This is a genomic window from Azospirillum sp. Sh1 (assembly GCF_008365135.1).
Taxonomy (GTDB): domain Bacteria; phylum Pseudomonadota; class Alphaproteobacteria; order Azospirillales; family Azospirillaceae; genus Azospirillum; species Azospirillum oryzae.
The window spans coordinates 1-12,115 of the sequence record NZ_VTTK01000033.1; the positions used below are offsets into that span (position 1 = coordinate 1).

At 67.2% G+C, this 12,115-nt stretch carries 14 protein-coding genes; 6 read left to right on the plus strand and 8 right to left on the minus strand.

Annotated elements, in window-relative coordinates; all coding sequences use genetic code 11:
- Positions 1–201: 201 nt before the first annotated feature.
- From FZ029_RS25290 to FZ029_RS25300, 3 genes are all read right to left on the minus strand, one after another.
- A complete protein-coding gene (locus FZ029_RS25290) occupies positions 202–1,038 on the minus strand; it encodes a CbbQ/NirQ/NorQ/GpvN family protein (protein ID WP_174757540.1) in 837 nt (278 codons plus the stop codon).
- A gap of 66 nt (positions 1,039–1,104) precedes the next feature.
- Complete coding sequence (locus tag FZ029_RS25295; protein WP_149272460.1) at positions 1,105–2,454, minus strand: cbb3-type cytochrome c oxidase subunit I; 1,350 nt, start codon at positions 2,452–2,454, stop codon at positions 1,105–1,107.
- A 13-nt stretch (positions 2,455–2,467) separates the two neighbouring features.
- On the minus strand, positions 2,468–2,920 hold the full coding sequence (locus FZ029_RS25300) for a cytochrome c (protein ID WP_149272461.1): 453 nt from the start codon (positions 2,918–2,920) through the stop codon (positions 2,468–2,470).
- Positions 2,921–3,169: 249 nt separating this feature from the next.
- On the opposite strand from FZ029_RS25300, the gene FZ029_RS25305 reads away from it, so the two are divergent.
- From FZ029_RS25305 to FZ029_RS33150, 3 genes are read left to right on the plus strand one after another with little or no spacing between them, the layout of a single operon-like run.
- On the plus strand, positions 3,170–3,796 hold the full coding sequence (locus FZ029_RS25305; RefSeq protein WP_247892493.1) for a cytochrome c oxidase subunit 3: 627 nt from the start codon (positions 3,170–3,172) through the stop codon (positions 3,794–3,796).
- An 11-nt stretch (positions 3,797–3,807) separates the two neighbouring features.
- The gene (locus tag FZ029_RS25310) at positions 3,808–4,110 is read left to right on the plus strand and encodes a cytochrome C oxidase subunit IV family protein (RefSeq protein WP_247892494.1); all 303 of its coding nucleotides are present in this window, start codon (positions 3,808–3,810) and stop codon (positions 4,108–4,110) included.
- A 24-nt stretch (positions 4,111–4,134) separates the two neighbouring features.
- The gene (locus FZ029_RS33150) at positions 4,135–4,290 is read left to right on the plus strand and encodes a hypothetical protein (protein ID WP_188052053.1); all 156 of its coding nucleotides are present in this window, start codon (positions 4,135–4,137) and stop codon (positions 4,288–4,290) included.
- Between the two features lie 6 nt (positions 4,291–4,296).
- Here FZ029_RS33150 and FZ029_RS25315 read toward each other — a convergent pair whose 3' ends face one another.
- From FZ029_RS25315 to kynU, 3 genes are read right to left on the minus strand one after another with little or no spacing between them, the layout of a single operon-like run.
- A complete protein-coding gene (locus tag FZ029_RS25315) occupies positions 4,297–5,121 on the minus strand; it encodes an alpha/beta hydrolase (RefSeq protein ID WP_348771138.1) in 825 nt (274 codons plus the stop codon).
- 5 nt (positions 5,122–5,126) lie between these two features.
- A complete protein-coding gene (kynA, locus tag FZ029_RS25320; protein ID WP_149272463.1) occupies positions 5,127–5,978 on the minus strand; it encodes a tryptophan 2,3-dioxygenase in 852 nt (283 codons plus the stop codon).
- Positions 5,975–7,168, minus strand: a complete 1,194-nt coding sequence (gene kynU / locus FZ029_RS25325) for a kynureninase (RefSeq protein WP_149272464.1) — start codon at positions 7,166–7,168, stop codon at positions 5,975–5,977. The genes kynA and kynU overlap by 4 nt, the downstream gene beginning before the upstream one ends.
- Positions 7,169–7,360: 192 nt before the next feature.
- Between kynU and FZ029_RS25330 the strand changes: the two genes are divergently transcribed.
- Both FZ029_RS25330 and FZ029_RS25335 read left to right on the plus strand, forming a co-directional pair.
- Entirely contained in the window at positions 7,361–8,533 is a 1,173-nt protein-coding gene (locus tag FZ029_RS25330; protein WP_149272465.1) for an amino acid aminotransferase, read from the plus strand.
- A gap of 15 nt (positions 8,534–8,548) precedes the next feature.
- Complete coding sequence (locus FZ029_RS25335) at positions 8,549–9,178, plus strand: YitT family protein (RefSeq protein ID WP_149201561.1); 630 nt, start codon at positions 8,549–8,551, stop codon at positions 9,176–9,178.
- A 167-nt stretch (positions 9,179–9,345) separates the two neighbouring features.
- Here FZ029_RS25335 and FZ029_RS25340 read toward each other — a convergent pair whose 3' ends face one another.
- Positions 9,346–9,822 (minus strand): YchJ family metal-binding protein, encoded by a 477-nt coding sequence (locus FZ029_RS25340; protein ID WP_149272466.1) that lies wholly within the window; start codon positions 9,820–9,822, stop codon positions 9,346–9,348.
- Positions 9,823–10,005: 183 nt separating this feature from the next.
- Between FZ029_RS25340 and FZ029_RS25345 the strand changes: the two genes are divergently transcribed.
- Positions 10,006–11,427 carry an HD domain-containing phosphohydrolase gene (locus FZ029_RS25345; RefSeq protein WP_247892495.1) on the plus strand — a complete coding sequence of 474 codons (1,422 nt, stop codon included), beginning with the start codon at positions 10,006–10,008 and terminating at the stop codon, positions 11,425–11,427.
- A gap of 6 nt (positions 11,428–11,433) precedes the next feature.
- Here FZ029_RS25345 and FZ029_RS25350 read toward each other — a convergent pair whose 3' ends face one another.
- A complete protein-coding gene (locus FZ029_RS25350; RefSeq protein WP_149272467.1) occupies positions 11,434–12,066 on the minus strand; it encodes a TetR/AcrR family transcriptional regulator in 633 nt (210 codons plus the stop codon).
- Positions 12,067–12,115 lie beyond the last annotated feature (49 nt).

Here is a 12,115-nt window from a genome sequence, read left to right on the forward strand (position 1 = left end):
CCCCGCGAAGGCGGGGATCCAGGAAACTCCGCAGATCAGCGGCGGATGTGCCTGGATTCCCGCCTTCGCGGGAATGACGACCGACAAAATTGCTTTGTTCCAACGTCTTACGTGACGCTGAGATGTGTGCATCCCGTAGCGCCTTCGCGGGGATGACGGCCGCAAAGGTGGAGATCCGGTTCCGTAATCTGCCGGCAGCCCCTACCCCAGCGTGACCTCGGCCACGCGCAGCAGGGCGGCGCGGATGTCCGGATCGTCGGTCAGCGGCTCGATCAGGGCGGCGCGGATGGCGCGTTCCGGCTTCATGCCGGAGCGGATCAGCGTGGCGCAGTAGATCAGCAGGCGGGTCGACACGCCTTCCTCCAGATCCTGCCCCTTCAGTGCGCGCAGCGCGTTGGCGAGGCGGACCAGCGGAGCGACGCGGTTTTCGGGCAGGCCGCTTTCGGTGGCGACGATGGGGATCTCGCGCTCGGGCGACGGGAAATCGAACTCGACGGCCAGGAAGCGCTGGCGCGTGCTGGGCTTCAGCGCCTTCAGCACATTCTGGTAGCCGGGGTTGTAGGACACCACCAGCATGAAGCCCGCGGGTGCCTCCAGCGTTTCGCCGGTGCGGTCCAGCGGCAGGATGCGGCGGTCGTCGGTCAGCGGGTGCAGCACGACGGTGACGTCCTTGCGCGCCTCCACCACCTCGTCGAGATAGCAGATCGCCCCCTCGCGCACGGCACGGGTCAGCGGCCCATCGGCCCAGACGGTGTCGCCACCTTTCAACAGATAGCGGCCGGTCAGGTCGGCGGCGGTCAGGTCGTCGTGGCAGGACACGGTGTAGAGCGGCCGGCCGAGCTTGGCGGCCATATGGGCGACGAAGCGGGTCTTGCCGCAGCCGGTCGGCCCCTTCAGCAGAAGAGGCAGGCGGTGGTTGTAGGCATGCTCGAACAGCGCGCACTCGTCGCCCGTCGGCTGATAGTAGGGCAGATCGGCGCTGTTGGCGGCATCGGCGGTACCGGGGACGGCGGCAAGGGTGGCGGCGCTGCGGATCATGGGAAGGACTCTTGGAAAACGGACGGCCCCCGTCGCGGATGCGAACGGGGGCCGGAGGTTCGAGGCTTACTCGGCCGCCTGCAGGTTGCCGGCGACGGCCGCCGGACGCTCTTCACGGGCCGGGCCGAAGATGGCGTAGAGGTAGACCAGCACGCCGATCCCGACGGCGACGCCGCCGCCCAGACGCAGCCAGTAGAACATGGCGATCTGTTCCTGGACCTCCATGTAGCCCATGCCCATCACGCGCTGCAGGTGGGTCTGCACGATGCCGGCGGCGGTCAGGGCGAAGGTCATGAAGGCCATGCCGCCGCTCATCAGCCAGAAGCTCCAGATGTTGAGGGTCTGGTTGTAGGGCGCCCGGCCGCGCAGGTAGGGCATCGCGTAGGTGATGATGGCGAGGTTGATCATCGCATAGGCGCCGTAGAAGGCGAGGTGCCCGTGCGCCGCGGTCACCTGGGTGCCGTGGGTGTAGTAGTTGATCGGGGCCAGCGTGTGCAGGAAGCCCCACAGCCCGGCGCCGAAGAAGGCGAAGACCGCGCAGCCCAGCGACCACAGCATCGCCGCCTTGTTCGGATGACGACGGCCGCTCTTCCACACCATCATGAAGGCGAAGACGACCATGGTGAAGAAGGGGGCGACTTCCAGCGTGGAGAACAGCGAGCCGATCCACTGCCAGTAACCGGGCGTGCCGATCCAATAATAATGGTGGCCGGTGCCGAGGATGCCGCTGAACAGGGCCAGGCCGACCATGGCGTACAGCCACTTCTCGACCACTTCACGGTCGACGCCGGTCATCTTGATCATCAGGAAGGCGAGGATGGAGGCCAGGACCAGTTCCCACACGCCCTCGACCCACAGATGGACGACGTACCACCAGTACATCTTGTCCAGCGCCAGGTTGCCCGGGTTGTAGAAGGAGAACAGGAAGAAGATGGCGATGCCCCACATGCCCACCAGCAGGATGTTGGTGATGACCGTGCGGCGGCCCTTCAGCACCGTCAGCGTGACGTTGTAGAGGAACATCAGCGCGACGACGACGATGGCGGCCTTGATCCACAGGGGCTGTTCCAGGAACTCGCGCCCCTCATGGATGCGGAAGACATAGCCGACGACGGCGGCCAGCGCGCCGAAGACGAACAGGCCGAGCTGGATCAGCGCCAGCTTCGGGCTGTGCAGTTCGGTTTCAGCCTCTTCCGGGATCAGATAATAGGCGGCGCCGAAGAAGCCGATCAGCAGCCAGACGATCAGCGCGTTGGTGTGGATCATCCGGATGATGTTGAAGGGCAGCAGCTCCGACATCGTATTGGGCAGCACATAGACGGTGCCGGCCAGGAGACCCACCAGGATCTGCACACCGAACAGTCCCATGGCCGCCGCGAAGTAATAGAGGGCGACTTTTTGCGATTCGTACTTCATGACGGAAATCTCCTCAGCCCGACAGCTTGGGCGGCCAGTTCTGGGTGTTGATGCGGCTGGTCCATTCCAGGAAGGCGGCGAGGTCCTCGACTTCCCGATCGGTCAGGTTGAACTGCGGCATCTGGCGCCGGCCCTCGATCCCGGAGGGCTGGGCCGCCATCCAGCCCTTCAGCGCCATCACGGCGCCCTCGGGGTCCTTGTCGCCGCCGTAGCGCAGCCAGACATTGCCCAGCTCGGGGGCGAAATAGGCGCCCTCGCCCAGCAGCGTGTGGCAGTTGATGCAGGAGTTCTTTTCCCACACATGCTTGCCACGGGTGACCGCCTCGGTCAGCCCCTTCTTGTCTGTGCTGGTATTGACGATGTAATTGTGGCTGAGCGCGGTCATCGTGACGAATGTCGCGAAGAAGAACAGCGATCCGCCATAGAAGATGTTTCGCGCGGCCGCCTTAGTAAAGCGTTCGGTCATCGCTCGGGATCCCTGGAAATCTCGATCTGTCGGTCGAGTGGGGGTCGGTTCGGGAGGCGTTGGTTGCGCGAAGCCGCAGTCTGGAAGCAGGGGCCGGAAGACGGGCGTCGCAGCGTCTTACCGCCACGGGTCGGACGAATAATTGACCGTGGCGGAAGGTCATTCCTTGACCGTGGTCAAGCCGATGGCGGGGCCGGTGACATATCATTCGCATACGTGATGACAAGCTTTGGACAGCGGGAATTGGATATGGCCGACATCGAGATGAGGGGCCTGGAGATGACGGGCCTGGAACTGCCGGGACCTGAAGAACGGGCGGGCGGCCTCGCCGCCCTGCCCGGCAACCTGATGATGTGGATCCTGATCTTCAGCGAACTCGCGGTGTTCGGCGCCGCCTTCATCGGCTTCGCCGTCGCCCGCGTGCTGGATCCGGCGACCTTCGCCGCGGGACAGGCCCATCTGAACGGCACGGCGGGGGCGCTGAACACCATGGTGCTGGTGACCAGCGGCTATCTGGCCGCCCGCGGCGTCGCCGCCGGCCGGCGCGGCGCGGTGGCGCAGGCGCGCCGGGCGATGGTGATGGCGGCGGCGGTCGGATCGGTGTTCCTGGCGGTGAAAGCGATGGAATATTCGGCGACGCTGGGCGCCGGCCTGACCATCGACACCGATAGCTTCTTCACCCTCTATTTCCTGCTGACCGGCTTCCACGCCCTGCATGTGATGCTGGGCATCGTCATCCTGCTGCTGGTCAGCCGGTCCGGCCCCGAGACGGTGCCCGAAACGCTGATTGAGAATTTGGAGACCGGGGCGGCCTTCTGGCACATGGTGGATCTGGTCTGGGTGATCCTCTATCCGCTCGTCTATCTGATCCGCTGAGGAGACCGGCCATGACGCATTTCAAGAAGATCGACCGGCTGACGCTGTCCTGGCTGGTACTGATCGGCCTGACCGCCGTCACCCTGCTGTTCGCCCGCCATGGCGATGCGGGCGGCAGCGTCGGCATCGCCGGGGCGGCTCTGCTGCTGGCGCTGGCCGTGGCGAAGGGACGGGAAATCCTCCTGCATTACCTGGAATTGGACCAGGCCGGACCGGGCTGGCGGCTGGCGATGACCGGCTGGCTGGTGCTGCTGTGCGGCGCAATCCTGCTGGTCACCGCCGCCGGCGCGCTGGGCTGGATCGGCCCGCACTGACACCGACATCAAGGATAATTCGACATGACCGAAGCCAAGTTGGGCCTGATCCTGACCAGCATAGCCGTCATCGTGGTGGCGGTGGCGTTGCACCGCCAGCGCGCATTGGGGCGCAGCGGGCTGGTGACGGTGATCGCCGCCACTGCCGCCGTTTTTGCCGCAATGTTCTTCACCCAGTAATCCCCCTCACGCAGTCAACAGCCTCCCCACCAGTTCTGACTCCGGGTCCGCCAGATCGTCGATGACGTCGAAGTGGTGGCGCCCCTCGGCCAGCCGCAACCCGGTCGCCACCCCCAGCCCAAGCCAGATGTTGGCAAGAAGCTCCGACTGTCGGACGAACTCCGGCCGCTCGTCGGCCCCGACCCAGCAGGTGACGCCGATGCCCGGCCGGGGATACAGCAGGGCCGGGCTTTCCGCCGCGGCCTCCACCTCGTCCAGCCGCAGCGTGGCGTTCATGTGGGTGTTCCGCAGCGGGCGCAGGTCGTGCAGGCCGCTGATGGAGACGACATGCTCCACCCGTGCCCGCACCGCTTCCGACAGCGGGGCGTCGGCGCAGGCGAGCCGGCTGACCAGATGGCCGCCGGCGGAATGACCGGTCAGGCGCAGCGGCCCGTCATTCGTCACCGCGATGGCTTCCACCGCCCGCGCCACCTGTCGGGTGATGCCGGCGATGCGGTTTTCCGGACAGAGCGTGTAGCTTGGCATGGCGACCGCCCAGCCGCGTGCGAGCGGCCCGGCCGCCAGATGCGACCAGCACCCCTTGTCGAAAGCCATCCAATAGCCGCCATGGACGAAGACCACCGTCCCCTTGGCTGCTCCCTCCGGCCGGAACAGGTCGTAGCGTTCCCGCTCCCCCTCGCCATAGGGCAGGTCCAGTTCCGCCCGGCCGGTGCCGGCAAGCTCCGCCCGGAAGGCGGCGGCCCGTTCGGCCCAGCGGGCGGGATAGGCGTCGCCGCCGGGGATGTAGGCGCTGTTGCTGTAGGCGTCGTCCCAATCCGCGATCCTGTGCAAACCCGTCAAAGCACCGTCCTCACCCGCCAGAGTTCCGGGAAAAGCTCCACCGCCAGCATGTTGCGCAGGTAAGACACGCCGCCGGTGCCGCCGGTGCCGCGCTTGAAGCCGATCACCCGTTCCACCGTCGTGACGTGGTTGAAGCGCCAGCGGCGGAAGTAATCCTCGAAATCCACCAGCTTCTCGGCCAGTTCGTAGAGCGGCCAATGTTCCTCGGGCGACTGGTAGATGACCCGCCACGCCTCGGTCACGCCGTCATGGGGCTGGTGGGTCTTCGACACGTCGCGCTCCAGCACCTCCGCCGGAACCGGAATGCCGTTGCGGGCGAGCAGGCGCAGCGCCTCGTCATACAGGCTGGGACGCGACAGTTCCTGTTCCAGCATGGCATGAATTTCCGGACGGTGGGCGTGGGGCCGCAGCATCGCCGGATTGCGGTTGCCCAGCAGGAATTCGATCTCCCGGTACTGGTAGGACTGGAAACCGGAGGACTGGCCGAGATCGTCGCGGAAGCGGGTGTATTCGCTGGGCGTCATCGTGCGCAGCACGTCCCAGGCGGAGTTCAGTTGTTCGAAGATGCGGGCGACGCGGGCCAGCATCTTGAAGGCGGGGGACAACCGGTCCTCGCGGATCGCCTCGCGGGCGGCGCGGATCTCGTAGACGGCCAGCCGCATCCACAGTTCCGACGTCTGATGCTGGATGATGAACAGCATCTCGTCATGGGCGGTGGAACGCGGGACCTGCGCCCCCAGGATGCGGTCCAGTTGCAGATAGTCGCCGTAGGACATCCGCCCGTCGAAGGCCATCTGGGCGCCCTCGTCCGCCGGATCGTAAGGCCCCCTCTCATCCCGCCCGCTCATGTTACGATCGCCTTCTTGTGGTATTCGGGCCGGTCCCAAAGCCCGCCGTCCATAACCTGTTTCAGAATCGCGACGGCGCCCCGCACCTCAGCCTCGCCGATGTAGAGCGGGGTGAAACCGAAGCGCAGCACGTCCGGCGCGCGGAAGTCGCCGATCACGCCGCGGTCGATCAGCGCCTGCATGATGGCGTAGCCCTGGGGATGGCGGAACGACACCTGACTGCCGCGCCGGCTGCCGTCGCGCGGGGAGGCCAACTCCAGCATCGGGCATTGCGCCTCGACCAGTTCGATGAACAGGTCGCACAGCGCAACGGAGGCGCGGCGGATGTCGGCCATGTCGACATCGTCCCAGACGTCCAGCGCGGCGTCGAGCGCGGCCAGCGCGATCACCGGCGGGGTGCCGACGCGCATGCGCTCCACCCCCGCACCGGGCCGGTAGGAGGGATCGAAGGCGAAGGGCGCCTCGTGCCCCATCCAGCCGGACAAGGCCGGCAGCGCCGTCTCCGCATGCTGTGGGGCGACATAGATGAAGGCCGGGGCGCCCGGCCCACCGTTCAGATACTTGTAGGTGCAGCCGACGGCGAAATCCGCCCCGGCGCCGGCCAGATCGACCGGCAGCGCGCCGGCGGAATGGGCGAGGTCCCACACCGTCACCACCCCCGCCGCATGGGCCTTGGCGGTCAGCGTCGCCATGTCGTGCAGGCGCCCGGTCCGGTAATCGACCTGGGTCAGCATCAGCACGGCGACATCCTCGCCGATGGCGCCCTCCACCTCCTCCGGCGCCACCAGCTTCAGGACATGGCCGCGGCCCAGCGTTTCGATCAGCCCTTCCGCCATGTAGAGGTCGGTGGGGAAATTGCCGCTGTCGGACAGGATGACCCTGCGATCCGGCCGCATCGCCAGCGCGGCGGCCAGCGCCTGATAGACCTTGATCGACAGGGTGTCGCCGACCACGACGCTGCCCTCCGGCGCGCCGATCAGCCGGGCGATGCGGTCGCCGAGTTTTCGTGGCTGCACCATCCAGCCGGCGCTGTTCCAGCCGCGGATCAGCTGGCCGCCCCATTCATCGGCCAGGGTGCGGGCCACCCGCTCCCCGGCAGCGATCGGCAGCGGTCCCAGCGAGTTGCCGTCGAGATAGATCACGCCCTCCGGAATGCGGAAGCGGGCGCGGGTCTTCTGAAAATCGGTCATCGATCTGACTGCTCCTTCCCGGTGAAGGATGCCCGGCAATCGCTGGCATTGCAAATTGTCGCGATGCTTAAGCGTATCAGACGATATGAATTCTCCATTGTCCCGGAGACCGCGAAAGTGGAGGATCGCACCGGCCGGGCTTCACGGCCGCCATCATCGCCTCTACCCTCACCAAGGACCGGACGAACCGCCATGTTCAATGCGCTTTCCCGCCAGCCCGACGACGCCCTGCTCGCCCTGATCGGGCTGTACAAGCAGGACCCGCGGCCGGGCAAGGTCGATCTCGGCGTCGGGGTCTACCGTGACGAGGAGGGGCGCACCCCGGTCTTCCGCGCGGTCAAGGCGGCGGAACGGCTGCTGCTCGACGGGCAGGACAGCAAATCCTACCTGGGGCTGGAAGGCGACGCGGGCTATCTGGAGCGGCTGTGGTCGCTGGTCGGCGCCGAGGCCGGGACGAAGGTCACCGCCGCCGGCGTGCAGACCCCCGGCGGGTCGGGCGCGCTGCGTCTGGCTGCCGACCTCGTCCTGCGCGGCGGGTCGAAGCGCGTGCTGGTCGGCCAGCCGACCTGGCCCAACCATGTCGGCATCTTCGCCGCCGCCGGGCTGGAGGTGGTGAGCCATCCCTTCTTCGACACCGCCGGCCAGACCGTGCTGTTCGACCGCATGGTCGCGGCGTTCGAGGCGGCGCAGCCCGGCGACGTCGCCCTGCTGCACGGCAGCTGCCACAACCCGACCGGCGCGCCGCTGTCGCTCGACCAGTGGAAGACGATCGCGGCGGTGCTGGAGACGCGCGGCGTCCTGCCGCTGGTCGACCTCGCCTATCAGGGCTTCGGCCGCGGGCTGGACGAGGATGCGGAGGGGCTGCGTTACCTGATCGGGGCCGTGCCGGAAACGCTGGTCGCCGTGTCGTCGTCCAAGTCCTTCGGCCTCTACCGCGAGCGCACCGGCGCCATCTTCGCCGTCGCCGCGGAGCCGGCCGCCGCCGATCTCGCCAAGTCCAACCTGATGGCGCTGGCCCGCACCAGCTATTCGATGCCGCCCGACCATGGCGCCGCCGTGGTCCGCACCATCCTGAGCGATGCCGCCCTGACCGCCGACTGGACCGCCGAGCTGGATGGCATGCGCGCCCGCATCACCGGCATCCGCCGCAAGCTGGCCGCCGGGCTGGCCGGCGCCTTCCCCGCCCTGACGGCGGTGGCGGAGCAGGAGGGCATGTTCTCGCTGCTGCCGCTGACCGAGGCGGAGGTGCTGCGCCTGCGCGCCGACCATGCCATCTACATGCCGACCTCCGGCCGCATCAACATCGCCGGCCTGAAGACGGCCGAGGTGGACGACGTGGTGGCGAAGTTCGTCGCTCTTCGTTAAGGGGAGCAAACGACCATGGCCGCGACCCTCCAGGCCCCGCCCGCCGCGGTGGAGCGCCACCAGCTGTATGAAGACGCGCTCGCCATGCTGATGGGCACGCTGTTCATCGCGCTGGGCATGCTGATCTATTCCAAGACGATGCTGCTGACGGGCAGCACCGCCGGTCTGGCGCTGCTGCTGAGCTACGTCACCAAGGTTCAGTTCGGCATCATCTTCTTCGCGATCAACCTGCCTTTTTATTGGCTGGCCTGGAAGCGGCTGGGCTGGCAGTTCACGGCGCGCACCTTCATCGCCGTGGCGCTGGTGACCCTGTTCTCCCGCCTGACCGACCAGTGGGTGGGCTTCACCCATCTGGACCCGGTCTATGCCACGGTGGTGGGCAGCGGCCTGTGCGGCACCGGCCTCTTGATGCTGTTCCGCCACCGCACCGGGCTGGGCGGCGTCAACATCCTGGCGATCTACCTGCAGGAGCGCTACGGCATCCGCGCCGGCTATTTCCAGCTCGGCGTCGACCTCGCCATCCTGGGCGGCGCCTTCTTCGTGCTGGCGCCGGACCGGCTGCTGCTGTCGATCCTGGGGGCCGTCATCGTCAACATCACGCTGGCGATCAACCACAAGCCGGGGCGCTATCTCGGCATCAGTTGATGGGTCGTCAGCTGCGGGTGTTGGATTGAACACGCGCACTCTTATCGGCCGTCATCCCCGCGAAGGCGGGGATCCAGGCTTTTCCGGAATGAAGCCATTGGGAAAGCTGGATTCCCGCCTTCGCGGGAATGACGGCCGAGAAAGGTTCTTAACGTAACTGAGATCTCTCAACGCCCGCAGCAGGCCTTGTGCTTGCGCCCCGAGCCGCAGGGGCAGGGATCGTTGCGGCCGACCTTCACCACCCGGCGCGGCGGGTCCTTCGGGTTCAGGACGCTGTCGACATAGAGCCAGCGCCCGTCGATCCGGCGGAAGCGCGACCGTTCGTGCAGCGGCCATTCCTCCCCGTCGCGGCGGAAGGTCAGGAAGAACTCGACCATGCCGTCGTCGCCGGTCTCCTCCGCCTTCATGACGGTCAGCGGCCCCCACTCGCATTCCTCCGCCACCCGTTCGGCGTCGGCCCGGCTGAAGGCGGCGTGGGTTTCCGGGGCGCAGCTTCGCTCGATATGGTCGATGTCGTGGCGGACGAAGGCGGTGTAGCGCGACCGCATCAGCGCTTCGGCCGAGGGCGCGGGCCGCCCGGCCAGGATCGGGCCGCAGCAGCGGTCGAATTCGACACCCGAACCGCAGGGGCAGGCGGACTTCACGATACAATTCCTTCCATGAGCATCGAGTAACGGCCGGCGGCACGGTGCCTGCCAAAACTTAACGCCGTCTCAACATTTCCCGCCGGATCCTGTGACCCGGGCCGGCGATATTGACGCTTGGCGTGGGCATCGTCTAGATCGGCCAGCCCTGCAAACGGGGTATGGCGCAAACGGGGTGTGGCGATGAGCGCGCAGATCAGCAGCAAGGTGATCGGCAGCAAGGTGGTCGGCAGCACGATGACGGCGACGAGCGAGCGGCGGCGGCTCAGCCTGCTTTTCAGGTCCCTGTCCGGCCGCCATGCCGATGTGGCGACGATGCGGCTGCCCACCGCCCGCGCCGTGCTGCTGCGTCTGGCCGGCGCCGCCCTGTTCCTGGCGCTGGCGGTCGGCGGCATCGCCTTTCTGGTCGAGGTCGAGATCGCCGACGGCCGGGTCGTTGAATTGGCGCGTGAGGAATCGGCGGCTTTCCTGACCGAAGCCCGCTCGTCGCTCGCCGCCGGGGCCGCCGATTCGGATTTGGAGGCGTCGCTCCAGCGCTTCATGGCAAGCCGCAACGGGTTGCGCCTGAACCATGGCGACGGCCATTTCATCGTCGCGGAGCTTTATGCACCGGATCAGCGGAAGACGGCCGAATATGTCGCCCCCGGCGCGGAGTGGGCAGAGCAGCGCCTATCCTCCACCCGGCATGGCTTTCCCACGGACGGCGAGGCGATCTACGACCGCTTCACGCTCGACGGGCATATCTTCATCCAGACGATGGAGCCGCTGCTCGATTCCGATGGCCGGCCACTCGGCTATTTCGAAAGCGTCTTCCAGCTCTCGGCCCGCCGGTCGCACGAGATCCTGCGCGACACCGCCACCGTGGTCGCCGTGTCGTCGCTGTCGGTGCTGGGGACGGCGCTCGTCCTGCTGCCGATTTTCGGGGCCTACAACCGGGGCATCCTGCGGCTGTCGCGCGGCCTGCTCGACGCCAACATCGGCATGCTGACGGCGCTGGGCAGCGCCATCGCCAAGCGCGACAGCGACACCAACGCCCACAATTACCGGGTGACGGTCCTCGCCATCCGGCTGGCCGAGGCGCTGGGGCTGGAGGATGCGGCGATCCGGCAGCTGGTGAAGGGCGCCTTCCTGCACGATGTCGGCAAGATCGCGATTCCCGACAGCATCCTGCTGAAACCCGGCAAGCTGGATGCCGAGGAGTTCGCGGTGATGAAGACCCATGTCGTCCATGGACTGGACATCGTCGGCTCGTCCGACTGGCTGGCCGATGCGGCCGACGTGGTCGGCGGCCATCACGAGAAGTTCGACGGATCGGGCTATCCGCGCGGGCTGCGGGGAGAGGCGATCCCGATTTCCGCCCGCATCTTCGCCGTTGCCGACGTGTTCGACGCCCTCACCTCCCGCCGGCCCTACAAGGAGCCGATGTCCTACGCCACCACCATGGGCATCCTCGCCGACGGCGCCGGCAAGCATTTCGACCCGGTGGTGCTCGCCCGCTTCACCGCCATCGCCGCCGATCTTCACGAGCAGCTGACCGAGATGGGCGACGACGGGGTGCGGGACGAGCTGCGCGGGCTGGTGATGCGCTATTTCAAGCTGGCCTGAGGCGGCTCAAGCGCTGAGGCCGCGCAGGAACAGGTCCACCGCCTTGTCGACGAAGGCGTGGCGCTCCTCCTCCGTCGGTGCGGGGCAGAGGCCGAGCACCAGCTGGCAATAGGCGCCGCCCTGCATGGCGGCCAGGAACTGGCGGGCGACGAAGGCCGGGTCGTCGGTGGCGATCACCCCGCGCTCGGCCAGCCGAGTGAACAGGGCGACGAAATTGGCGATGCCCTGCTCCGGCCCCGCCTGGAAATAGAGCTGGGCGGCGACCGGCATCCGCGTCGCCTCCCCCACCACCGCCTGATGGACGCGGATCGCCGCATCCGACCAGAGCAGGTCGGTGAAGCGGCGGCCGACCTGGACCAGGACGTCGCGCAACGGCATGCGATCGAACATCTCCGGCGCAAAGCGCAGGCCGCGCCGTTCGCATTCGGCGGAGATCACCGCGGTGTAAAGCTCCTCCTTCGACGGAAAGCGGGTGTAGAGGGTGGTCTTGGACACCCGCGCCTGCTGCGCCACCTGATCCATCGACGTGGCGGCATAGCCAAGCTCCAGAAACACCTCCCGCGCGGCGGCGACGATCTGTTCCGCCTTCGCATCATGGGACGCGGGCGGATGAGACGCTTTTTGCTCCGATGACTGCACTGAACTGTACCGTTCACTCTTGACGTGGGATGGGTGCCGGAGTAGGACG

Coding starts and splice junctions, on each gene's coding strand:
- FZ029_RS25330 (WP_149272465.1), top strand. CDS start 7,361: ATGTTCAATGCGCTTTCCCGCCAGCCCGACGACGCCCTGCTCGCCCTG.
- FZ029_RS25290 (WP_174757540.1), bottom strand. CDS start 1,038: ATGATCCGCAGCGCCGCCACCCTTGCCGCCGTCCCCGGTACCGCCGAT.
- kynU (WP_149272464.1), bottom strand. CDS start 7,168: ATGACCGATTTTCAGAAGACCCGCGCCCGCTTCCGCATTCCGGAGGGC.
- FZ029_RS25300 (WP_149272461.1), bottom strand. CDS start 2,920: ATGACCGAACGCTTTACTAAGGCGGCCGCGCGAAACATCTTCTATGGC.
- FZ029_RS25345 (WP_247892495.1), top strand. CDS start 10,006: ATGAGCGCGCAGATCAGCAGCAAGGTGATCGGCAGCAAGGTGGTCGGC.
- FZ029_RS25305 (WP_247892493.1), top strand. CDS start 3,170: ATGGCCGACATCGAGATGAGGGGCCTGGAGATGACGGGCCTGGAACTG.
- FZ029_RS25310 (WP_247892494.1), top strand. CDS start 3,808: ATGACGCATTTCAAGAAGATCGACCGGCTGACGCTGTCCTGGCTGGTA.
- FZ029_RS25295 (WP_149272460.1), bottom strand. CDS start 2,454: ATGAAGTACGAATCGCAAAAAGTCGCCCTCTATTACTTCGCGGCGGCC.
- FZ029_RS25335 (WP_149201561.1), top strand. CDS start 8,549: ATGGCCGCGACCCTCCAGGCCCCGCCCGCCGCGGTGGAGCGCCACCAG.
- FZ029_RS33150 (WP_188052053.1), top strand. CDS start 4,135: ATGACCGAAGCCAAGTTGGGCCTGATCCTGACCAGCATAGCCGTCATC.
- kynA (WP_149272463.1), bottom strand. CDS start 5,978: ATGAGCGGGCGGGATGAGAGGGGGCCTTACGATCCGGCGGACGAGGGC.